This is a genomic window from Paraburkholderia aromaticivorans (assembly GCF_002278075.1).
Lineage (GTDB): Bacteria > Pseudomonadota > Gammaproteobacteria > Burkholderiales > Burkholderiaceae > Paraburkholderia > Paraburkholderia aromaticivorans.
In genome coordinates, this window is record NZ_CP022989.1 from 1,433,003 (window position 1) to 1,454,839 (window position 21,837).

The window sequence follows — 21,837 nt, forward strand, 5'->3', positions numbered from 1 at the left end:
ATTTCCATGAGCCTGCATACCTGGTGGCTGTTCGTCGCCACTGTCTTTGTCGTTTCCGCCATTCCCGGTCCGAACATGCTGCTCGTGATGACGCACGGCGCCCAGCACGGCCTGCGCCGCTCCAGCGCGACCATGGCGGGCTGCCTGTCGGCGCTGGTGCTGATGCTGGCGGTGTCGGCGGCGGGGCTCGGCGTCTTTCTCGAAGCCTGGCCGGCCATGTTCAACGCGCTGCGGATGATCGGCGCCGCCTACCTCGTGTATCTCGGCGTCAAGGCGTGGCGCGCGCCGGCCGACGAAGCCGCAGCCGGCGCTGCCGACGCACTGGCCGCGAAGCCCTCGCGTTCGCGCTTCGCACTGTTTCGCAACGGCTTTCTCGTTGCGGGCAGCAATCCCAAGGCCATTCTGTTCGCCGCGGCGCTGTTGCCGCAATTCATCGACGCCGCGCAGCCCAAGCTGCCGCAATTCGGTGTGCTCGTCGCGACTTTCGCCGTGATCGAAGTGAGCTGGTATCTGGTGTATGCGGGCTTCGGTACGCGCATCGGCGCGAGGTTGAAGAGCCGCAGCGTGGCGAGGATGTTCAATCGCCTGACCGGCGGCGTGTTCGTCGGGTTCGGCGCGATGATGGCGCTGGTGCGCCACTGAGCGCAAGCGGCAACGCCTCGTCAATGGAGGCGGCAGGACATTCGCGAAGGTGTTGCGTTTTTGCGACGTTGAGGGTCAACCCTAATTTGCATGTTGCGCCGCACCAAAGCATTTGCTATAGTTCGTCTTGTCTCCTCCATGTCTCCTCTGATATGGATTCAGCCCGCCCACTTAGGCGGGCTTTTTTTTGCCCTGAATTTGCCGCATCAGAAAAAACCAAGCCGGCTGACCCTCGCAGAGGGGCGCCGGCTTGGTGCGTCTGGACCGCGCCCGGGATCCAGCACTCAGAACTTGTACGAGACGGCCAGGAAGGAAATGATCGGATCGGCCTTCAGGTCGGCCTTCGACACACCCAGCTCCGTCCCGTCTGCCGCCTTGATGATGACCGACGAGGTCGTCTTCAGCGGGATGTAGGTGACCGACGCCACGAGGCCCCAGTGATCGGTGATGTTGTACGCGAGCCCGGCGTTGAACACCGGCGCCCACGACGAGGATGCCTTTGCCGACACCTGCGTCTGCCCCGGCTTGCCCGCGCCGGCGGCCAGCACCGCGCCGAGATTGTTCTGCGTCGACTGGATGAAATTCTGGCTCAACTGAATGTCGGAGAACCAGTTGTACGACACGCCGATGCCGACAAACGGCCGGAAATGTGCCGTCGGCGCATTGAAGTAGTACTGGAACAGCAGCGCCGGACTCCACTGGCGTACGCTCTTGACGATCGGATTGGCCTGCGGATCGCCGAGATCCTGCTGGCCGAGCGCGCCGGCCGGTCCCGGCGGTTTGATGACGCCGTGCCCGTAGATTTTGAACACCGGCGGCACGCCTGCCACCGTCGTCACGGCAATGTGATCGGTCAGGTAATGGCTGAACACCAGACCGACCGTATCGGCGCTACCCGTCGACAAGCCCGTGCCGGGCGACGTGAACGAACTCGGCAGACGCAGCGGTGTGTTGATCGGCGTCGGCGCGACATTGGTGGTGAGCGGCGTGCTCGAATCCTGCGGCATCACGTGAAACCAGCCGAGCACCGCGACGTTGTCGCCCGCATGCTGGGCGTGCGCGCTGGCGCACAGGCCGGCGGCCAGTAAGGCGAAACAGATTCTTTTCATGATGTTCCTCCTGAGGCGCGCGAGAAGCTCATCGCGCGCGGCAAGCGGCGGCAGATCGGCGACCTTGCCGGTGCGCTGCATGTTCGTTGGGCGCCGGCTGCCGCGCCTTGGCGCGGCGCGGCAGCCGGAACGCGACCGCCACGTTGCAAAGTGGCGGCGCGTGTGGCGCCCATTACTGGACGAAGGCGCCGATCGTGAAGTACGGCGAGGCCGCGGTGGTCAGATCGAGGTAGCCGAACACACCGCCCGTGAAGATCATCTTTCCGGTCGGCGTCGTGCCCGTCGATGCGCCCACATGCGTCGTCGTCGCCACGCCCGGCACGGCTTGCGTGAAGTCCAGATTCAGCGCCGTTGCAAGCGACGCCTGCGAGGCGTTGAACGGATCGAGCAGCGTGGCCTCGGTGCCTTCGAGCGCGGTGGTGCGGTAGTCGAACTGGCTATCCACGCCGATGTACTCGCCGTTTTGCGAGTTCACGGTGATCGCGCTTTGCGGCGCCAGAATCGAGATGCCCGACTCGTCGTCGGCGTACGGTCCGAGCGCGCCGTTTTGCGGCACGGTCACCGACGAGTTCGCCGCGCCGGTTCGCACCAGAATCGGCACCAACTGGTTACGCAGCTTGCCGACGATCATGTAGCCGCGCGCATGCGGGGTCGTCGAGAGCGTGGGCTTCGCCTGGCCGAGGAAGTTGTTGGTCTGGAACGCGCCGCTGCCGTCCGCCGACTGCGCGAAGTTGCCACCGGGCTGCTGACACTTGCCCGCGTTGATGCCGGAGTTGTCGCACTCGGTCCACGTGCCGTCCGCGTTGATCGTGATCTTCGAGTCGACCGCGACCGGCGCGAAGTTCTGCGACGGCACCTGGTGATAGCCGAGCTGGTTGTATGTGCCGGCCACATTCGCAAGATTCGTTTCAATCGACGAGAAGCCGATGAACGGGTAGTACGGGAACTTGGTGTCCGGCACTGCGCCTACGCCGAGAATCCCGCCGAACGAAATTTCCGCGCCCGGGATCGTGCCGCCCGCCACTCCTTCGCCGACAAAAATCCGCGCCGGACGATTCGGGTCGAGACTCGCGCCGTTCAGTCGGAACGCGCACTGGTTGAGTTTGTTGGTCGGCAGCAGGGTTTCCTGGGTCAGCGTGCCGCTCGCCGATTGCCCGGCGCGCGTCGGGGCGACAGTGCCAGTGGTGGCCGGAATCGGCGATTCGATATAGTTGACCTGCCAGGTCATCTTGGTCGTATCGAGCTGCAGCTTGACCAGTTCACCGTCACCGCCGCCGCCCGTGAATACCGTGCCGTAGTCCAGCGAGGCCGGACACAGACGCACTTCCGTCACGGGCCCGTCGCCGCCACCGCCGCCACCGCACGCCCCCAGCAACGGTGCTGCAAGAGCGAGCACCGAAAGGACTCTCCATTTCATACCGCCTCCAGAATTTTTTCGTTGTGTGTGGCCGGCTCCCGGTCCAGCCACCTGCTTTATTGATGTCTCGCCCTGCGAACTGCCGGTCCCTTGTGACTCACTTGCTGATTTGCGCGCCGATGCCGAAATAAGGGGCGCTCGACGCCGTGCTGCTGAGCTGCGACGTCGGCGCTACGCCGCCATTGACGGTCCCTTGAATCTCGATCGCATACAGCCCGCCGGAAGCGATCGCGAGACCGGTCTGGCCGTTCGCCTGCCGCACGCCGACCAGGCCGGGGCTCGGCAGGCCGTAGCCCAGACCGAAACCGTCTTCCGCCGCGGAAGTCGAAGGGTTGATGAACGTGCCGACGCCGCCCTGGATCAATGCCGCCGTGTACTTGAAGTTGGAGTCGGCGCCCACGTAGCCGCCGTCGAATCCGCCGGATGCCAGCGGCGTCGCCGCGGCGAGCATCGCGATGCCGGACTCGTCGTCGACCTTGGCGTCGGCGTGCAGCAATGCCGGCGTGCCCAGGTTCACGGAGCCCGTGCGAATCACGAGCGGCACCGTCGCACCGTTGATCTGGCCGAGAATCATGTGCGCCTGCGCGGACAGGCCGCTCGGCTGGTTCAGCGGCGGCAGCTTGAGCTGGGTGCCGATCTGCGGCGCTTTCTGGCTGTCGAAGTAACCACTGCCGTTGACGGTCCACGCCGTACCCGTCGTCAGACAGCCGCTCGCGCTCGGCGTAAAGGCCGCGTTAGCCGGATTGGAACCCGTGCAGCTGCCGGCCGCGTCGAAGGTTTCGACCGTGTTGGTGGCGGTCGCCGCGTACGAACCGGACGGCACCAGGTGATACAGCAGACCGTTGTAGGTGCCGGCCAGCTTGGTGAGGTCGGTCGTCGTGCTGGCGAAACCGAGGAACGGATAGAAATCGAAGTGCCGGTTCGGCACCGCGCCGACGTGATCGATGATGCCGGGAATGATGGTCAGGCCGTCGTATTCGACGGTCGCGCCCGGAATGCCGCCGCCGGCCACGCCCTGGCCGACCAGAATCATCGGCGGGTTCGGGTTGTTGACGAAGTCGGGCGTCGTGTAAGTCGAGCCGTTGGCGGGCGCGGTGCCGGTGCCTTTGCCGAGAATGAACGCGCAACGGGTTTGCTCCGCGGTCGGCAGCATGCCGGTCGGCGGATGAATCACCGCACCGGTGATCTGCGTGCCTTCGCGGGTGATCGTGACGTCGGCGCTGGTGAGCGGGATCGGCGACTTGAGCCACTTCAGCGTGTAGGTCATCGCTGTGGCGTCGATGTTCAGCTGCACGACTTCGCCGCTACCCGCCCCGCCCAGGAAGGTGCTCTTGACGATGTCCGCGGTGGCGGGACACAACGCCGCCGCGCCGGCGCCCGAAGCCGGCGGACCTTGCACGCCGCAACTCGCGCCCGAGCATTGCGTGGGGTTGACCGGGCCTGGATTGTCGGCCTTGCCGCCGCCGCAGGCGATCAGAAATGGGGCGGTGGCAATGGCCATCGCCAGGCCTCGAGTAATGGCGTGCGACATGCTGCTGTCTCCCTTCATGTAATTGTGCGAGCTAATTTCGCTGCCCGGATAATTGCTGTCAATTGAATGAGCCGTCTAAAAAGACTGATTCAAACAGCGTGGTTATGGCCGGACGCGCACTGCGGGGACACGGACGGTCCTTTTAAACAAAAAATGATTTTTCGGGTTGGCGCCGGCGCTGTTGCTGGGCCGCACTGCCTTGCCAGGCAAGCCTTACAGCAAAATGGCTCTATCATCTTCGAACGATCGTTCGCAAAAAAATCCGGAGTTTCCCTATGCGGAAAACTATGCAGCGGACATGGTTCTCAGGAATGAATTACCGGCCCTTCGTTGAGAAGTCCGATTTTTATTTTTTAAGTAATGCGGGCTACTACCGATTAACTATCGGGAAATTGGAATTAAGATTGGCGGCTTTTAAAACAAAAAGGCCGATCCTGGTGGATCGGCCTTTCAATTGATTGACGGCGAATTACCGGTGCTTTCGCTCGCTTGATCAGCGTTTCAAGCCGCTCTCTTCGTTGGCGCCGATTGCGAGGTTCATGCACTGGATGGCCGCGCCCGATGCGCCTTTGCCCAGGTTGTCCAGGCGCGCGACCGTCACGAAGCGTTCTTCGTTGCCGAACACGAACAGGTCGACGCGGTTGGTGTCGTTGTTCGCCTGCACGTCGAAGAAGCCGCTGTCGAGGTTCGCTTCGGCGTCGAACGGCGCAACGTGGACGAAGGCCTCGCCCGCGTAGTATTCGGCGAACAGCGCTTGCACGTCTTGCGGCGCGGCCTTCTTCGCCAGCTGATTCGGCGAAAAGAAGGTGGTGACCGCGAGCCCCTTGTAGAAGTCGCCGACGATCGGCGTGAAGACCGGCGCCGACTTCAGGCCCGTATGCGCGGCCATTTCCGGCAGATGCTTGTGGGTCAGACCGAGCGCGTACGGACGCGGGCTCTTGAGCCTGTCGTTGCCGCCGGCTTCGTAGTCGGCAATCATTTTCTTGCCGCCGCCGCTGTAGCCGGTAATCGAGTAGGCGTGCGCGGCGAACTCGGGCGCCACCACGCCTGCTTCGACCAGCGGACGCATGGCGAGCACGAAGGCCGACGCATGGCAGCCCGGCACGGCAATACGCTTCGCCGTGCGCAGACGCTCGCGTTGCGAGCGGGCCAGTTCGGGCAGGCCGTAAGCCCAATCGGCGGAAGTGCGGAACGCGGTGCTGGCATCGATCAGCACGGTGCGGTCGTTTTCCACCAGCGAAGCGGATTCGCGCGAGGCGACATCGGGCAGGCACAGGAACGTGACGTCCGACGCGTTGATGAGACGACGGCGCTCTTCGAGGTCCTTGCGCTTCGCTTCTTCGATACGCAGGATCTCAACGTCGGCGCGTTGCGACAGGTATTCGAAAATCTTCAGGCCGGTCGTGCCTTCCTGTCCGTCGACAAAAACTTTCGTGCTCATCTCGATCTCACTGGCTTGCTGGAAACGGGGCGCGACGCCGCGCCGGAACGCTATTTTAAGACCTGATTGCGCCCGACGTGCAAAAGGGGTGAAAAAACGACGATGCACGTCGAACATGACATCGACGTGACCCGTTATGCGACAGATGCATGCCGATGCCGGCCAGATCGCGGCAAGCCGTGCATTAGCGGGCTGCGGCGATCCAGCGCGCCGTGACGCCGGCTACGCGGGCGCCGAACAGCCGCGCCGTTTCCAGATCGCCGAGAGGCGGTGCCTCTTCGGGCGACGCGTCGGCCGGCGACTGCGTGAGCAGGCCGGTAAAGCCGCCCACGTAGTTCAGGTCGTTGCGGGTCGCCGCCTTGGTGTTCGACGGCATCATGCCGGTGCCCGCCCAGATCATGCTGTGTTGCATGGCCAGCGTGACGAAGTACTGGATCGTCGAGAATTTGTCGCCGTTCATGGTCGCGGAGTTGGTGAAGCCGGCTGCGATCTTGTCTTTCCACGTTTGGCCGAACCATGGCTTCGAACTCGCGTCGGCGAACTTCTTGAAGTCGGCGGACGGGCCGCCCATGTAGGTCGGCGCACCGAAGATGATGGCGTCGGCCGCGGCCAGTTCGGCCCAGGCCGCCTCGTCGATCTCGCCGACCGGTATCAGCTTTGCATTCGCGCCGGCTTCGACGGTGCCTGCCAGCACGGCCTCAGCGACTTTTTTCGTGTGGCCGTAGCCGCTGTGATAAACGATGACGATCTTCGACATGGCACTCTCCAGCAAAATGAAAGAGAAAGGGTGAGGCACGGCAATGGTGCGTAGTTGTATCGGCGCTGCGTCGGCAAGCATGACGCTCGGCGCTTCGCCGCACATTAGCGTGCACGGATGACAGAATTTCCGCGCGGGTGGCAATGCGCCGCAACATGACGCAAGCGGTGCGCCAAGGTGAGCGCTGGAGGGCGCCCAGGCGCCGCGGTTGCGCGCGCGGCAATGGGCGGGCCTAGCGCCCGTAATTGACCACGAGCCGCGCACTGCCGAGTGTGGCGGTGCTGATCTCGTGGTCGAACATCAGCGCGGGGCGGCCTTGCGCGAGACGCAAGTCGGCGCTGCTGAGCGCATAAACAGTGATGATGTAGCGATGGGGTTTGCCCGGCGGTGGACACGGGCCGCCATAGCCGTCGGTATCGAAGTCATTGCGCGCTTCGACCGCGCCCAGTTTGCTGAGGAACCCGGAAGAACTCGCATTCTCCGGCAAGCTGCCGACCGTAGCGGGAATGCCCGCAACCGACCAATGCCACCATCCGCGCCCGGGCGCGTCCTGATCGAACATGGTGATCGCAAAGCTGCGCGTGCCGGGCGGCGCGTCGTGCCAGGAAAGTTGTGGCGAGCGGTTGGCGCCTTTGCAGTCGCCCTGATTGAAAACCTGAGCGGCCTGAACCGTGCCGCCCGTATGAAAGCTCGCACTGGTCAGCGCAAACGCACCCTCGGCGACCGCGTGAGGCCCATGCGCCGCCAATAGCGCGAGACCCAGCATGGCGCAGGAAAAAAACGGCAAACGGCGCAACGCTGAAGCATTCGAAACGACCTGGCAACGCGTGCGCATGTGCCGATTCTCCTAAGAGGGCGCGAGGCGTTGGCGCTCGCGAAAGTTATTGTCCCTATTTTGTGCCTCAAGGTCGGTCCAAGTCTAACATTAGCTCTGCTACGCACCATTGTTGCGCAGTCCGGTGGAATTTGCGGGCTGGAATCGGATATAGTCGGAGGAATCGTCCGCGCGAACGCAGGCCGCGTCCTCATCCGTTTACGTAATAGAAAACAAAGGCATGTCAGAAGTTCTGGAGAGTGGTTTATCTGTTGAGGGGAGGGCAATGCAAGATCCAGTCAGGGTCGTGGTCGCTGACGACCATCCGGTTATTCTGTTCGGCGCCGAGCAGGCTTTGCTCAAGTTTCCCGGTCTGCAAGTGGTCGCGCGTGCGCGCCAGTCAACTGAATTGATCAAGGTGCTGCAAACCATTGCCTGCGACGTGCTTGTCACGGATCTGGCAATGCCGGGCGGCCAGTATGGCGACGGCTTGCCGCTGATCGGCTATCTGCGCCGTAATTTCCCCAACCTTCCCATCGTCGTCCTGACGATGCTGGAGAATGCCGCGTTGCTGAAGCGGCTGAGCGAACTCGGCGTGACATCGGTCGTCAACAAGTCGGACGATCTGAGCCACATTGGACTCGCGGTGCAGCACGTTAGCCGCAACCTCGAGTACATGAGCCCGTCGGTGAAGGCGTCGTTAGATGCATTGCGCATGAATGCCAGCGGCAAGAACGACGAAGTCATGTTGTCCAAGCGCGAGCTGGAAGTGGTGCGTCTCTTCGTGTCCGGCATGACGATCAAGGAAATCTCCGAGCAACTGAACCGCAGCATCAAGACGATCAGTACACAGAAGAATACCGCCATGCGCAAACTCGGCATTGAGCGGGATTCCGAGTTGTTCCAGTACGCGCAAAGCAATGGCTTACTGAATTTATCGTCGCATTCAGCGGACTTATCAGGTGGGGTGTCTTAAGGTCGCATACATTTTCTAGGGCAAACATAGAAAAAGGGCGCCTGTCGATAAGACAGGCGCCCTTTTTTATCCGATCCGCGCGAGGCGGCCAGGCTTATTGCGGGGTCGACGTTGCGCCACCGTGCGCGGCCGACCATTCAGCCGGTGCGTGCAGGAATTTTTCCACTTCGTCGAGCGTCTTGGTGTCGAAGTACTTGTTTTCCTTGGCGACGCGCAACACGTCCCACCACGTGGCAAGCGCATGCAGATCGACGTCGATGTCTTTCAGCACCGACACGCTTTCCTTGAAGATGTTGTAGTGGAACAGCACGAAGCAATGATTCACCGTGGCGCCGGCGGTGCGCAGTGCGTTGATGAAGTTGATCTTGCTGCGGCTGTCCGTGGTCAGGTCTTCGACCAGCAGCACGCGCTGACCTTCGGTCAGCAGGCCTTCGATCTGCGCGTTACGGCCGAAACCCTTCGGCTTCTTGCGCACGTATTGCATCGGCACCATCAGGCGATCGGAGAGCCATGCCGCGAACGGAATGCCCGCGGTTTCGCCACCGGCGACGGCGTCGATCTGCTCATAGCCGACGTCGCGCAGGATCGTGGTTTCGGCCATTTCCATCAGACCGCGGCGCACGCGCGGATACGAGATCAGCTTGCGGCAATCGATATAAACCGGGCTCGCCCAGCCGGACGTGAAAATGTACGGTTTCTCCGCGTTGAAGTGCACTGCCTGTACTTCCAGCAGCATCTTGGCGGTCGTGTCGGAGATCGTCTGGCGATCGAAGCCTGTCATGGGCGGATCCTTGGGTGTCAGCGGGGAGAAGCGGGCGCGAGGCCCGGTGGCGCAGCAAGCGGGGTATGCCGCACCATGTTGGGCGGCGCCTTGATAGGCAAATACGCAGCCGGTCAGCAGAGTGCGGGCCGGATTTTGCTACGCGCGCAGGCCGACATTTTACCCGAAATGAGCCTTTCGAGGAGGCCGTCGCGCCTGCGGGTGGCGAATGACGCGCGTAGCGGCCGTGCCGCGCAGGCTTAGCGGGCATCGAACGGATCCTCCGGCCGGGCGCTTTCGCTCGTGCTTTTTGGTTTGCTTGTGAGCAGCCAGGGGCGCCTTTACACTCACGCGAATTTCTCGGGCGCTGGCCGCCGCCGCCCATCTGACCTACGGAATGCTTTCAATGAACGCCGCTCCTTCCGCCGCCGATACCCGCGCATCCGCGAGAGATGGCTACGCCGGCCGTGCGCTCATCGCCTCGGTACTCGGTTACGCAATGGACGGCTTCGATCTGCTGATCCTCGGCTTCATGCTGCCGGTGATTACCGCCGATCTGCATCTGAGCGCCGCGCAAGGCGGCTCGCTTGTCACGTGGACGCTGATCGGCGCGGTGGCGGGCGGTCTGATCTTCGGCGTGTTGAGCGACTATTTCGGCCGCGTGCGCATCCTGACGTGGACGATCCTGATCTTCGCCGTCTTCACCGGCCTGTGCGCGCTGGCGCAAGGCTATACCGACCTGCTGATCTACCGGACCATCGCCGGGATCGGGCTTGGCGGCGAGTTCGGCATCGGCATGACGCTGGTGGCCGAGGCGTGGCCGGCGGCACAGCGGGCCCGCGCATCGTCCTATGTCGGGTTGGGATGGCAGCTTGGCGTGCTGGCGGCGGCCTTGCTGACGCCGCTGTTGTTGCCGCTGATCGGCTGGCGCGGCATGTTCGCGCTCGGGCTGCTGCCGGCGGCGGTGTCGTTCTTCGTCCGGCGCCGCGTCGAGGAGCCGGCGCTCTTCACCGGGCGCGTGGCGCGCGGCGTGCGCAAGTTGCCGCTGAAATTGCTGGTCGCCGATGGCCGCGCCACGCGAGCCAGTATCGGCGTGGCGATTCTCTGTTCGGTGCAGAACTTCGGCTACTACGGTCTGATGATCTGGCTGCCGAGCTATCTGTCGAAGACCTTCGGCTATTCGCTGACCAGATCGGGCCTATGGACCGCCGTGACGATTCTGGGCATGGCGTGCGGCATCTGGCTGTTCGGCATCGCCGCCGACCGTTTCGGCCGCAAGCCGGCCTTCCTGTTCTACCAGGCGGGCGCGGTGGTGATGGTCTTCGTCTACGCGCACCTGAGCACGCCGATGGCGCTCCTGATCGGCGGCGCCGCGATGGGCGTGTTCGTCAACGGAATGATCGGCGGTTACGGTGCGTTGATCTCCGAGCTCTATCCAACCGAGGCGCGCGCCACCGCCCAGAACGTGCTGTTCAATCTCGGTCGCGCGGTGGGCGGCTTCGGGCCGCTGGCCGTGGGCGCGTTGGCCGCGCGCTACTCGTTCGGCGCGGCGCTCGCTTTGCTCGCGTCGATTTACTTGCTCGACATCTTCGCGACGCTCTTCCTGATTCCCGAACGACGCGGCGCCGAGCTCCAATGAGCGTGAACGGCCCGCGTGTGACCAGCGAACGACAGGCGGCCGGGTAGTCGTCCAATGCGGCGCTGCAGCATGACAGGCCGGCGTTTCGCCGATGGTGAGCCGCGTTAACCACTCGGTGCATCGACGCATTCGGGGTGTACACTAACCGGCCCGCTAAGCACTCCGCACGGTCCGTCCTCCGTTGAGGTTCGACGCCGCGCCCAACCGGCGCATGCGAAAGCCGCTCGGTCGATTATCCATTCGATAGATGTCAGCGACGCCAACTGTGCGGTGTGCCGGGCCCGATTATTTACGTCTCGCAGGTCAAAAAATGGACGAACAACTTAAGCAAAGCGCTCTCGCATATCACCAGAACCCGAAACCCGGCAAGATTTCGGTCACCCCCACCAAGCCGCTGTCGAACCAGCTGGACCTCTCGCTGGCCTACTCGCCGGGCGTGGCTGCCGCCTGCATGGCGATCTACGATGAGCCGCTCGACGCGCAGAAGTACACCTCGCGCGGCAACCTGGTCGGCGTGATCACGAACGGCACGGCCGTGCTCGGCCTCGGCAACATCGGACCGCTGGCGGCGAAGCCGGTCATGGAAGGCAAGGGCTGCCTTTTCAAGAAGTTCGCCGGCATCGACGTGTTCGACATCGAACTCTCCGAGTCCGATCCGGACAAGCTCGTTGAAGCGATCGCCATGCTCGAGCCCACGCTCGGTGGCATCAACCTCGAAGACATCAAGGCGCCCGAGTGCTTCTACATCGAGAAGAAGCTGCGCGAGCGCATGAAGATTCCGGTCTTCCACGACGACCAGCACGGTACCGCGATCATCGCCTCGGCGGCGATCCTGAACGGGCTGAAGGTAGTCGGCAAGAAACTCGACGAAGTGAAGCTGGTGTGTTCCGGCGCGGGCGCGGCAGCGATCGCGTGTCTGGATCTGCTGGTGAACCTGGGCCTGTCGAAGAAGAACATTCTGGTCACCGACTCCAAGGGCGTGATCTACGAAGGCCGCGGCAACCTCGATCCGTCGAAGGAACGTTACGCGGCGAACACCGAAGCACGCACGCTTGCCGACGCGATCCGCAGCGCCGATGTGTTCCTCGGCTGCTCGAGCGCGGGCGTGTTGAAGCCCGAGATGGTTGCCGAAATGGGCACCCAGCCGCTGATTCTCGCGCTGGCCAATCCGGAGCCGGAAATCCGCCCGGAAGACGCAAAGAAGGTTCGTCCTGACTGCATCATCGCGACCGGCCGTTCGGACTACCCGAACCAGGTCAATAACGTGCTGTGCTTCCCGTTCATCTTCCGCGGCGCGCTGGATGTCGGCGCCACCACGATCACGGAAGAAATGAAGCTCGCGTGCGTGCGCGCGATCGCCGAACTGGCCGAAGAAACCGATCAGGGCGATGAAGTCGCGAAGGCATACGAAGGCCACTCGCTGGAATTCGGTCCCGAGTATCTGATTCCGAAGCCGTTCGATCCGCGCCTGATCATCAAGATCGCGCCGGCTGTCGCTCAGGCGGCAATGGATTCGGGCGTCGCGACCCGTCCGATCAAGGACATGGACGCATACCGCGAAGAACTCGGCACCACGGTGTATCGCACGGGCATGGTGATGCGTCCGGTGTTCGCCGCGGCGAAATCCGAACCGGCGCGCATCGTGTTCGCCGAAGGTGAAGACGAGCGCGTGCTGCGTGCCGCGCAGTTCGTGTTGCTGGAAAAGATCGCCAAGCCGATTCTGGTCGGCCGTCCGTCGGTGATCGAGATGCGTCTGAAGAAGATGGGCTCGAAGCTCAAGTGCGGCGAAGACTTCGAAGTCGTCGATCCGGAAGACGATCCGCGCTATCAGCAATCCTGGCAGGCCTATCACGAACTCGGCGCGCGCGAAGGCGTGACGCCGGACGTGGCAAAGGCCGCCATGCGCAAGTTCAACACGCTGATCGGCGCGATCCTCGTGCGCCTGGGCGAAGCCGACGGCATGATCTGCGGCATGATCGGCCAGTACCACACGCACCTGAAGTTCATCGAGCAAGTGCTGGGCAAGGCGGAGAATGTTCAGAACTTCGCGGCGATGAACCTGCTGATGCTGCCGGGCCGCAATCTGTTCATCTGCGATACGTACGTGAACGAAACCCCGACCGCCGAGCAACTCGCCGACATGACGCTGCTGGCCGCGGGTGAGATCGAGAAGTTCGGTATCACACCCAAGGTTGCGTTGCTGTCGAACTCGAACTTTGGCAGTGCACCGTCTTCGTCGTCGCAACGCATGGCTACGGCTCGCAAGCTGATTGTCGAACGCGCACCTTCGCTCGAGATCGACGGTGAGATGCACGGCGATGCGGCATTGTCGGAAGCGGTGCGCAAGGCTGCGTTCCCGGGCACGACGCTGAGCGGCGAAGCCAACCTGCTGATCATGCCGAACGTGGAAGCGGCGAACATCACGTACAACCTGCTGAAGATGATCGGCGGCGAAGGCGTGACGGTTGGCCCGTTCCTGTTGGGCGCGGAAAAGCCGGTGCACATCCTGACGCCGGCCGCGACCGTGCGCCGGATCATCAACATGACGGCGGTGGCGTCGGCCAACGCGCGCAAGCCGGTGAACGCGAAGTAATGCGCATGGCTTGAGAATTGAAGCGGCGCCTCGTCGAGGCGCTCGCGACGGACCTGCAAAACGCCACGGGAGTTGATTCCGTGGCGTTTTTTTGCATGTTCTTTTGCGTGCACATGTCCGGCGCGGTCTTCGTCCTAAATATTCCTAGCGTATTTTGTGTGTTTGGGAATGTTCCTATTCGATTGGCAGTCACACATTTGTAAAGTGGCTCCTGAAGCACGGCACATCACGGCAGCAACGGAACAGTCGGCGGGTCGATCCTTGCTGTCGTCGTGCGCTGGGCTTCGTCTTGTAAATGTTCGTTGTGTAGCAGGATGTAGCAGTACCGCCCGGTCTCGCGCACAGGCATGACGTGGCGAAGCTGGTAACAAAAAAGGCGACTGTCCGCGAGGACAGCCGCCTTTCTCATTTGCGCCCGCCGATTGAACCCGACGAGCCGGTCAGGCGAACACGATCACGCTGCGTGTTGCGTCTTACCAGTCTCCGGCGCACGCCAGCGCGCCAGCAACTCGTTCCATTTGACGCGCACGCCCTTCAGGTTGTTCTCCTTCACATGACCATAGCCGCGGATGCCGTCAGGCAGATTCGCCAGTTCGACGGCCAGTTCGCGCTTCTGCACAGTCAGGCCGCCGATCAGCTCACGCACCAGCGCCTCATACTCGGCGATCAACGCCCGCTCGGTACGACGCTCTTCCGTCTTGCCGAAGACATCGAACGCGGTGCCGCGCAGGAACTTGAACCGCGCCAGCACGTGCATCGCGCTGAAGACCCACGGACCGTACTTCTTCTTCACCAGATGGCCCTTCGCATCCTTCTTCGAGAACGTCGGCGGCGCGAGGTGAATGTGGAGCTTCCAGTCACCTTCGAAATTCGCCTTCAACTTGTCGATGAATGCCGGATCGCTGTACAGACGGGCAACTTCGTACTCGTCTTTATAGGCCATCAGCTTGTGCAGATTCTTCGCGACGGCCTCGGTCAGCGGCAACTGGCTGTCGATCGAATCGAGCGCCGACTCCGCCGCGCGCACCTGCGACACCAGCGCGCGATAACGGTCGGCATAGGCGCTGTTTTGCCACGCCGTCAGGTACTCGGCGCGTTTGTCGATCAGCGTGTCGAGCGCCTTCGGGGTGTGCAGCGAGATGATCTTGCTGCTCATCGCTTCCTCTGCGGCGCCGCGTCCCTGCGATTGCGCGAGCTTGCGCACCGCGGCGAGATCGTGCGCTGCACGGCGGCCCCATTCGAACGCTGCCCGGTTCTTTTCGACCTGGACGTTGTTCAGTTCGATGGCGCGCATCAGCGACTGATAGGTGAGCGGCACCCAGCCGCGCTGCCATGCGTAGCCGAGTACGAACGGATTCGTATAGATCGCGTCGCCGAGCAGCGCCACCGCGAAGTGATTCGCGTCGACCGTATCGACACCTTCGTCGCCCGCGCCGGCGCGGACGTCGGCTTCCGTGCTGCTGCCAGGAAAGCGCCAGTTCGGGTTCTTGATGAGCTCGGCGGTCGGCGTATGGGCGGTGTTCAACACGACGCGCGTGCGGCCTGCCTGCATACGCGACACGCATTCGTCGCTGGCCGTCACGATCGCATCGCAGCCGATCACCAGACTGGCTTCACCCATGGCGATACGCGTTGCGTGGATGTCGGCCGGATTTTTCGCGATCTGCACGTGGCTCATCACGGCGCCGCCTTTCTGCGCGAGGCCCGTGACGTCGAGCACGGTGACGCCCTTGTTCTCCAGATGCGCGGCCATGCCGAGCAACGCGCCAATCGTCACGACGCCCGTGCCGCCGACGCCCGTCACCAGCACGCCGTAAGGTCGTTCCATGGACGGCAGCTCGGGTTCCGGCACTGGCGGCATCGCGTCGCCGACAATGCCGGAGGCGGCTTTCGGCTTGCGCAACTGACCGCCTTCCACCGAGACGAAGCTCGGGCAGAAGCCATTGACGCACGAAAAGTCCTTGTTGCAAGTCGACTGGTTGATCTGGCGCTTCGTACCGTACTCGGTATCCAGCGGTTCGACCGACAGGCAGTTGGACTTCACCGAGCAATCGCCGCAGCCCTCGCACACCGCCTCGTTGATCACCACGCGGCGCGCCGGATCCGGATAGGTGCCGCGTTTCCTGCGACGGCGTTTCTCCGTCGCGCAGGTCTGGTCGTAGATCAGGATCGTGGTGCCGGACACTTCACGCAGTTGCCGCTGCACCTCGTCGAGCTTGTCGCGATGGTGGACGTCGATTCCCGGCGCGAGACCCACGTTCGCCGAGTACTTCTCGGGCTCGTCGGTGACGATCACGATTTTCGTCGCGCCTTCGGCGGCGAGCTGGTGGGTGATCTGCGGCACGGTCAGCACGCCGTCGACCGGCTGGCCGCCCGTCATGGCCACCGCGTCGTTGTAGAGAATCTTGTAGGTGATGTTCGCCTTCGACGCGATCGCCGCGCGAATCGCGAGCAGCCCCGAGTGGAAGTAGGTGCCGTCGCCGAGATTGGCGAACACGTGCTTGTCGTTGCTGAATGGCGCCTGGCCGATCCACGCGACGCCTTCGCCGCCCATCTGGCTGAAGGTGCTGGTGTTGCGGTCCATCCAGACCGTCATGTAGTGGCAGCCAATGCCGGCCATCGCGCGCGAGCCTTCCGGCACGTTGGTCGACGTATTGTGCGGGCAGCCGGAGCAAAACCACGGCTTGCGTTCGGCTTCGACTCGCGGCCGTGCCAGCGCCTTTTCCTTCGCTTCGATCACCGCGATGCGCGTGGCGATGCGAGCGCGCACATCGGACGGCAGGTCGAATTTGTCGAGCCGCGTGGCGATGGCCTTCGCGATGATCGCCGGCGAGAGTTCGTAATGCGCCGGCAGCAGCCAGTTGCCCATCGGCACCGACCATTCGCCGCCTGCGCCGTCCTTTTCGTCGAACTTGCCGAACACGCGCGGGCGCTGCGCGTCGGGCCAGTTGTATAGCTCTTCCTTGATCGCGTATTCGAGAATCTGGCGCTTTTCCTCGACCACCAGAATTTCATCGAGGCCGCGCGCGATCGCCTGCGCGCCTTGCGCTTCGAGCGGCCAGACGCAGCCGACCTTATACAGGCGGATGCCGATGCGCGAACACGTTTCGTCGTCGAGACCGAGGTCGGTCAGCGCCTGACGCACGTCGAGATACGCCTTGCCGCCGGTCATGATGCCGAAGCGCGCATGCGGCGAATCGATTTCGACGCGGTCGAGCTTGTTGGCGCGCACATAGGCGAGCGCGGCGTACCACTTGTAGTCGAGCAGACGTGCTTCCTGCACCAGCGGCGGATCCGGCCAGCGGATATTCAGGCCGCCCTCGGGCATCGCAAAGTCTTCCGGCAGCACGATCTTCGTGCGGTGCGGATCGATATCCACCGAAGCGGACGATTCGACCACATCGGTCACGCACTTCATCGCGACCCACAAACCGGAATAGCGGCTCATTGCCCAGCCATGCAGGCCGAAGTCGAGATATTCCTGCACGTTCGAGGGGAACAGAACCGGCAGGCCGCACGCCTTGAAAATGTGTTCGGACTGGTGTGCCAGCGTGGAGGATTTGGCCGCATGATCGTCGCCGGCGAGGACCAGAACGCCGCCGTGTTGCGCCGAGCCGGCCGAGTTGCCGTGCTTGAAGACGTCGCCGGAACGGTCGACACCCGGGCCTTTGCCGTACCACATCGAGAACACGCCATCGTATTTGGCGCTTGGGTACAGATTGACCTGCTGCGAACCCCAGACGGAGGTCGCCGCGAGGTCTTCATTGACGCCTGGCTGGAATACTACCTGATGCGCGGCGAGATGCTGTTTCGCCTTCCACAGGGATTGGTCGAGCCCGCCCAGCGGCGATCCGCGGTAACCGGAGATGAAGCCGGCAGTATTGAGCCCGGCGGCCCGGTCGCGTTCCTGCTGCAGCATCGGCAGACGCACCAGCGCCTGGATGCCGCTCATGTATGCGCGGCCGCGTTCGAGGGTGTATTTGTCGTCGAGCGTGACGGAAGACAACGCGGCTTCGAGCGAGGCTCGCTGACCTGCGTCTAGCGGGGCATTCATTATGTGTACTCCTCCAACCAGTTTGGGATCACCAAAACTTTTTTTGAGCCCCGGCATCTTGTGAATGCGGAGGGCCGGGGCCGCCATATTGACGTGTTTTAAGTGATGGTAGCACTGGTGAAAACCCGCCGCAGGTCCTTCGCACATGCTGCGTCCCGGCGATCTTGACTGGGTCTTGCAACGTTTTGCGAGCGATGCCGTTAGTGCTTGCGCAAATGCCTGTAACAAGCTGTAAAAACTACAAATTTGCGGAACCGTAGTTGAAATTGCTGTCTAACACCCCACCTGCGAGCAATGTCAGCGCAACGCTCCGCATTCTGCGGAGCTTCACGACAGCAGGGCAGTTAGAAAAGGAGTACGCATGAACACGAGAAACATTCAGACCTTCCTGATGGTTTCGGCCGCATTTTTCGCCATGAGCGCACCGGTGCGCTCGAACTCGAGCAGCGCAGGAGCGCTGTCGAACGCAGTCACGCGCACGGCGCAGGTCGCGCCCGCACGCATCGCCATGGGTAGCGTCACGCGATCCACCAAGGCCGACGGGCAAGACCAGAATTCGTGATACGCCGCTCATGCGGTGTGTCGGTTAAATAACCGGCCGTTGTTCCATCAAGCCACGCAGGGTCCGCTTGAGACAACGGCATCAATGAAAAGGGCGAGGATCGTGAGATCCTCGCCCTTTTCATTTGCTATCAATCCATTCCTGCGCAGCCAGTGGCGTCAGGCTTTGTCTTGCACTACGCCACGGCGAATCTGATCCAGTTCGATCGATTCGAACAGCGCTTTGAAGTTGCCCTCGCCAAAGCCCTGATTGCCCTTGCGCTGAATGATCTCGAAGAAGATCGGGCCGATCTGGTTTTCCGTGAAAATCTGCAACAGCAAGTCATCCGGCGCGCCGTCGATCAGAATCTTGCGTTTGCGCAGCTCATCGAGCGGTTCGCCATGATTCGGCACACGACGATCGACCAGCTCATAGTAAGTGTCGATCGTATCGAGCAGCGAGATGTTCGCAGCGCGCAGACCGTCCACCGTGCGGTAGATATCGCTGCTACCCAAGGCGATGTGCTGAATGCCTTCGCCGTGGTAAGCGTCGAGATACTCCTGAATCTGGCCGGCCGTGTCCGAACCCTCTTCATTGATCGGGATGCGGATCTTGCCGCACGGCGAGGTCATCGCCTTCGACTTCACGCCCGTTACTTTGCCTTCGATGTCGAAATAGCGCACCTCGCGGAAATTGAACAGGCGCTCGTAGAACTCCGCCCATTCCTGCATGCGGCCGCGATGCACGTTGTGCGTCAGGTGGTCGATGTAGGTCAGGCCGTGGCCGACCGGGTTCGGGTTCGCACCGGGAATCGGCTCGAAGTCGACATCGTAAATGTCGATGTTGCCCACGCTGTTCGGCTCGGCGCCGTTCTTGCCGCGCCACCGGTCGACGAAATAGATCAGCGAGTCGCCGATACCTTTGATCGCCGGGATGTTCAGCTCCATCGGGCCGGTTTTGTTGTCGAAGCCCCAGGCGCCTTTCTCCAGCGCCTGCTGGTACGCCTTGGCGGCGTCCTGAACGCGGAAAGCGATTGCGCAGATCGACGGGCCATGCAGACGCGCGAAACGTTGCGCGAACGAGTCCTGCTCCCCGTTGACGATGAAGTTGATTTCGCCCTGGCGATACAGCGTCACGTCTTTATGCCGATGCCGCGCGATCGCGGTGAAGCCCATCTGTTCGAACAGCTTGCCGAGCGCCTTCGGATCCGGGGCGGTGTATTCGATGAACTCGAAACCGTCGGTGCCGAGCGGGTTTTCCCAAGTTGCAACCTGCATTGTCTGTCTCCTGATGTGCGCCGCGGCACGGCGCGAGCGGGATGGGCGGTGAATCGCGAGTGAATGACGCAAGTGTAAAGGCCGACTTGCGGCGAAAACTTGCGAACTTAATCGCACATCGATAAGCTGGCGCTATTTCATAGCTCAAATATGTGAAAGGATGGCAGAAAATGGCCGGTGTGGAGATAGACGCGATCGACAGGCGAATCCTGGCGATCCTTCAGGAGAATGGCCGGCTGTCGAATCAGGAGATCGCCGAGCGCATCAATCTGTCGCCGAGTCCGTGTCTGCGGCGTATCCGTCGGCTGGAAGAGAGTGGCGTGATCCGCGGCTATGTCGCGTTGCTCGATGCGCAGCGGCTCGGGCTCGACTTGCTCGCCTATGTGAATGTGCGGCTGGAAAAGCGCGGTGGTTCGGCACCCAGTCCGCGCGGTGACGCTACCCACGCCGATCTGTTTCGCGTGGCGGTTCAGGCGTGGCCCGAAGTGGTGGCGTGCCATGCAATGACCGGCGACATGGACTATCTGCTGCGTGTCCAGGTGGAGGATATGGCGCACTTTTCACGCTTCGTGCAGGACCAGCTGCTGCACCATCCATCGGTGATCGACGTGAAAACGAGCTTCTCGCTCGACACCATCAAGGAGACGACGGCGCTGCCCATCTTGTGAGTGCGGCGCAGCAGCGCATGCTCCGGCGCTCCGCAAACAAAAAGGGCGTCCATGAGGACGCCCTTTGTTCTTTCCGACGCGGCGAGCCGCTCAGGCCGCGGCTGCAACCGCCGTGGGCATGAACGTTTCAAACAGCCTGGACGCCTGACGCGCCTGGCGCTTGAGTGCGTAGTCGAACACCGCGGCCTGCTCCTGCAGCATTTCGGCGATGATGCTCGACTGGTCCGCCGGCGGCAGCGTCAGGTAGGCATCGGCTTCGCCGTACGAATATTCGATCTTCATGCCGGCCTTCTTCGCGATGTGCATCATGGTCGAATTGCGCGACAGGCAGTGCATGTACAGCGTGGTGACATGCGTATTGCGGCTGCGAATGGCGGCGCGTTCGAAGAGCTTCGAGCCGATACCCTGGCCGCGCACGCTTTCCAGCACGGACACGCCAAACTCCGCCGTACGCTTGTCGCCTTCAGCCGGCAGATAGGCGAGGTGGCCGACGCCGGTCAATTGCAACTGGTTGTTGAAGACGCCGAAAACGGTGTCGCGCGTGAAGTCGATCGCGCGGACATAGTTCTCGATGACGTGGTCCGGCACGATCTGGCCGAAGCGCAGCAGGCGGTCGTCTTCGTCGAGTGCGAGGAAATGGGTCAGCAGCCGTTCGCGGTCGGCGGCGGTGAGTTCGCGGACCAGAGCTGGCGCACGACCGGCTGGCTGCGTCAAGCGATCGTGCGCGACGATCGGCTCAGCGGCGCGGGGTGTAATCAGGTTCATGGTCGGGTTCTCCTTGTGATCGACGGCGTGGTGCACTGCAAAAGCGATTTTAGCCGAAATCCAAATTCATCACTAGGGAAAACCCGTATCTAAATTTGAAGGGAATGCCTAAAAAGTTTGCACCCTATTTTTAGATGATTGATTTTTAATGAAAAATAAATGGAACAGGCGTTCGAGTCCCGATCTCGCGTATCAGGCGCTCGTGGCCGTTATTTCGTATGAATATTGTTGCGATGCGCAATCAGGCCGGGTTCGAACCCAGCCCATGGTCCACCATGCCGACTACCTGCTCGGCGAATTCACGGTAACCCATCCGCCCGTCGGGCTTCAGCCAGGTGAATGTCCAGTTGATCATGCCGAACACCATCATGGTGAGCGCGGTCTGGTTTTCGCGCGTGGCGCGCTCCGGATAGGCACGCGCCAGCTGCCGCGCAAACGCCGCGACCACGTCGCGCTGGCGGTTCAGGATCACTTCGCGCTGGGTGTCGACCAGATACTTCACGTCGTTCAACAGCGCGACGTGCCGGCTGTGCGATGTCTCGTATTCCGACAAAAACGCGCGGATCAGCTCGGCGAAGGTCTCGCGCTCCGACAAGCCGCGCCTCTGGCTCGCGCCTTCCACCTCGGCGATGATCAGCATGAGCCGCTTGGTGTAACGGTCCAGCAAATCGAACAGGATTGCTTCCTTGCTCGCGTAGTAATGGTAGAGCCGCGCTTTCGACGTGCCGCTCGCGGCCGCGAGGTCGGCCATCGAGGTGCTGGGGTAACTGGTCTGGGCGAATTTCGCCGCGGCGAGTTCGAGAATCTGCTCGCGTTGGGTTTCGTGGTCGGGGGCTCGGGTGCGGGCCATAAT

17 protein-coding genes are annotated in these 21,837 nt (G+C 62.4%); 6 read left to right on the forward strand and 11 right to left on the reverse strand.

Going from position 1 to position 21,837, the window contains the following annotated elements:
- The first annotated feature begins 6 nt into the window (after positions 1-6).
- A complete protein-coding gene (locus CJU94_RS06475) occupies positions 7-642 on the forward strand; it encodes a LysE family translocator (RefSeq protein WP_095418016.1) in 636 nt (211 codons plus the stop codon).
- Positions 643-926: 284 nt separating this feature from the next.
- Here CJU94_RS06475 and CJU94_RS06480 read toward each other — a convergent pair whose 3' ends face one another.
- The 6 genes from CJU94_RS06480 to CJU94_RS06505 form a co-directional block, all read right to left on the reverse strand.
- Entirely contained in the window at positions 927-1,751 is an 825-nt protein-coding gene (locus CJU94_RS06480) for an OmpW/AlkL family protein (protein ID WP_095420242.1), read from the reverse strand.
- Between the two features lie 172 nt (positions 1,752-1,923).
- Positions 1,924-3,168, reverse strand: a complete 1,245-nt coding sequence (locus CJU94_RS06485; protein ID WP_095418017.1) for a DUF2957 domain-containing protein — start codon at positions 3,166-3,168, stop codon at positions 1,924-1,926.
- A gap of 97 nt (positions 3,169-3,265) precedes the next feature.
- The gene (locus CJU94_RS06490; RefSeq protein ID WP_095418018.1) at positions 3,266-4,699 is read right to left on the reverse strand and encodes a DUF2957 domain-containing protein; all 1,434 of its coding nucleotides are present in this window, start codon (positions 4,697-4,699) and stop codon (positions 3,266-3,268) included.
- A gap of 493 nt (positions 4,700-5,192) precedes the next feature.
- The gene (gene argC / locus CJU94_RS06495; RefSeq protein WP_095418019.1) at positions 5,193-6,140 is read right to left on the reverse strand and encodes an N-acetyl-gamma-glutamyl-phosphate reductase; all 948 of its coding nucleotides are present in this window, start codon (positions 6,138-6,140) and stop codon (positions 5,193-5,195) included.
- 184 nt (positions 6,141-6,324) lie between these two features.
- Positions 6,325-6,897: a flavodoxin family protein gene (locus CJU94_RS06500; protein ID WP_095418020.1), complete on the reverse strand. Its 573-nt coding sequence runs from the start codon at positions 6,895-6,897 to the stop codon at positions 6,325-6,327.
- A gap of 232 nt (positions 6,898-7,129) precedes the next feature.
- Positions 7,130-7,732, reverse strand: coding sequence for a YbhB/YbcL family Raf kinase inhibitor-like protein (locus CJU94_RS06505; RefSeq protein ID WP_095418021.1), 603 nt, complete (start codon positions 7,730-7,732; stop codon positions 7,130-7,132).
- Between the two features lie 265 nt (positions 7,733-7,997).
- Between CJU94_RS06505 and CJU94_RS06510 the strand changes: the two genes are divergently transcribed.
- Positions 7,998-8,687 carry a response regulator gene (locus CJU94_RS06510; RefSeq protein WP_095418022.1) on the forward strand — a complete coding sequence of 230 codons (690 nt, stop codon included), beginning with the start codon at positions 7,998-8,000 and terminating at the stop codon, positions 8,685-8,687.
- Positions 8,688-8,781: 94 nt separating this feature from the next.
- Here the strand turns inward: CJU94_RS06510 and CJU94_RS06515 are convergent, their stop codons facing one another.
- Positions 8,782-9,468 (reverse strand): orotate phosphoribosyltransferase, encoded by a 687-nt coding sequence (locus tag CJU94_RS06515; protein WP_007179868.1) that lies wholly within the window; start codon positions 9,466-9,468, stop codon positions 8,782-8,784.
- A gap of 385 nt (positions 9,469-9,853) precedes the next feature.
- Here CJU94_RS06515 and CJU94_RS06520 point away from each other — a divergent pair, with 385 nt between their 5' ends.
- Positions 9,854-11,086: an MFS transporter gene (locus tag CJU94_RS06520; protein ID WP_095418023.1), complete on the forward strand. Its 1,233-nt coding sequence runs from the start codon at positions 9,854-9,856 to the stop codon at positions 11,084-11,086.
- A gap of 310 nt (positions 11,087-11,396) precedes the next feature.
- Entirely contained in the window at positions 11,397-13,679 is a 2,283-nt protein-coding gene (locus CJU94_RS06525; RefSeq protein WP_095418024.1) for an NADP-dependent malic enzyme, read from the forward strand.
- 454 nt (positions 13,680-14,133) lie between these two features.
- Here the strand turns inward: CJU94_RS06525 and CJU94_RS06530 are convergent, their stop codons facing one another.
- Positions 14,134-17,733 carry an indolepyruvate ferredoxin oxidoreductase family protein gene (locus CJU94_RS06530; RefSeq protein WP_095418025.1) on the reverse strand — a complete coding sequence of 1,200 codons (3,600 nt, stop codon included), beginning with the start codon at positions 17,731-17,733 and terminating at the stop codon, positions 14,134-14,136.
- A gap of 361 nt (positions 17,734-18,094) precedes the next feature.
- On the opposite strand from CJU94_RS06530, the gene CJU94_RS06535 reads away from it, so the two are divergent.
- Complete coding sequence (locus tag CJU94_RS06535) at positions 18,095-18,295, forward strand: hypothetical protein (protein WP_095418026.1); 201 nt, start codon at positions 18,095-18,097, stop codon at positions 18,293-18,295.
- Positions 18,296-18,453: 158 nt separating this feature from the next.
- Here CJU94_RS06535 and hppD read toward each other — a convergent pair whose 3' ends face one another.
- Positions 18,454-19,551, reverse strand: coding sequence for a 4-hydroxyphenylpyruvate dioxygenase (gene hppD, locus CJU94_RS06540; protein ID WP_095418027.1), 1,098 nt, complete (start codon positions 19,549-19,551; stop codon positions 18,454-18,456).
- 170 nt (positions 19,552-19,721) lie between these two features.
- Here hppD and CJU94_RS06545 point away from each other — a divergent pair, with 170 nt between their 5' ends.
- Positions 19,722-20,219: an Lrp/AsnC family transcriptional regulator gene (locus CJU94_RS06545; RefSeq protein ID WP_095418028.1), complete on the forward strand. Its 498-nt coding sequence runs from the start codon at positions 19,722-19,724 to the stop codon at positions 20,217-20,219.
- A gap of 90 nt (positions 20,220-20,309) precedes the next feature.
- Here the strand turns inward: CJU94_RS06545 and CJU94_RS06550 are convergent, their stop codons facing one another.
- Together CJU94_RS06550 and CJU94_RS06555 are read right to left on the reverse strand one after the other, a co-directional pair.
- On the reverse strand, positions 20,310-20,984 hold the full coding sequence (locus CJU94_RS06550) for a GNAT family N-acetyltransferase (protein WP_095418029.1): 675 nt from the start codon (positions 20,982-20,984) through the stop codon (positions 20,310-20,312).
- A gap of 241 nt (positions 20,985-21,225) precedes the next feature.
- Positions 21,226-21,834, reverse strand: a complete 609-nt coding sequence (locus tag CJU94_RS06555; RefSeq protein ID WP_095418030.1) for a TetR/AcrR family transcriptional regulator — start codon at positions 21,832-21,834, stop codon at positions 21,226-21,228.
- Positions 21,835-21,837 lie beyond the last annotated feature (3 nt).

Excerpts from the sequence above, each read along its gene's own strand:
- CJU94_RS06475 (WP_095418016.1), top strand. The coding sequence starts at position 7 with ATGAGCCTGCATACCTGGTGGCTGTTCGTCGCCACTGTCTTTGTCGTT.
- CJU94_RS06480 (WP_095420242.1), bottom strand. The coding sequence starts at position 1,751 with ATGAAAAGAATCTGTTTCGCCTTACTGGCCGCCGGCCTGTGCGCCAGC.
- CJU94_RS06485 (WP_095418017.1), bottom strand. The coding sequence starts at position 3,168 with ATGAAATGGAGAGTCCTTTCGGTGCTCGCTCTTGCAGCACCGTTGCTG.
- CJU94_RS06490 (WP_095418018.1), bottom strand. The coding sequence starts at position 4,699 with ATGTCGCACGCCATTACTCGAGGCCTGGCGATGGCCATTGCCACCGCC.
- argC (WP_095418019.1), bottom strand. The coding sequence starts at position 6,140 with ATGAGCACGAAAGTTTTTGTCGACGGACAGGAAGGCACGACCGGCCTG.
- CJU94_RS06500 (WP_095418020.1), bottom strand. The coding sequence starts at position 6,897 with ATGTCGAAGATCGTCATCGTTTATCACAGCGGCTACGGCCACACGAAA.
- CJU94_RS06505 (WP_095418021.1), bottom strand. The coding sequence starts at position 7,732 with ATGCGCACGCGTTGCCAGGTCGTTTCGAATGCTTCAGCGTTGCGCCGT.
- CJU94_RS06510 (WP_095418022.1), top strand. The coding sequence starts at position 7,998 with ATGCAAGATCCAGTCAGGGTCGTGGTCGCTGACGACCATCCGGTTATT.
- CJU94_RS06515 (WP_007179868.1), bottom strand. The coding sequence starts at position 9,468 with ATGACAGGCTTCGATCGCCAGACGATCTCCGACACGACCGCCAAGATG.
- CJU94_RS06520 (WP_095418023.1), top strand. The coding sequence starts at position 9,854 with ATGAACGCCGCTCCTTCCGCCGCCGATACCCGCGCATCCGCGAGAGAT.
- CJU94_RS06525 (WP_095418024.1), top strand. The coding sequence starts at position 11,397 with ATGGACGAACAACTTAAGCAAAGCGCTCTCGCATATCACCAGAACCCG.
- CJU94_RS06530 (WP_095418025.1), bottom strand. The coding sequence starts at position 17,733 with ATGAATGCCCCGCTAGACGCAGGTCAGCGAGCCTCGCTCGAAGCCGCG.
- CJU94_RS06535 (WP_095418026.1), top strand. The coding sequence starts at position 18,095 with ATGAACACGAGAAACATTCAGACCTTCCTGATGGTTTCGGCCGCATTT.
- hppD (WP_095418027.1), bottom strand. The coding sequence starts at position 19,551 with ATGCAGGTTGCAACTTGGGAAAACCCGCTCGGCACCGACGGTTTCGAG.
- CJU94_RS06545 (WP_095418028.1), top strand. The coding sequence starts at position 19,722 with ATGGCCGGTGTGGAGATAGACGCGATCGACAGGCGAATCCTGGCGATC.
- CJU94_RS06550 (WP_095418029.1), bottom strand. The coding sequence starts at position 20,984 with ATGAACCTGATTACACCCCGCGCCGCTGAGCCGATCGTCGCGCACGAT.
- CJU94_RS06555 (WP_095418030.1), bottom strand. The coding sequence starts at position 21,834 with ATGGCCCGCACCCGAGCCCCCGACCACGAAACCCAACGCGAGCAGATT.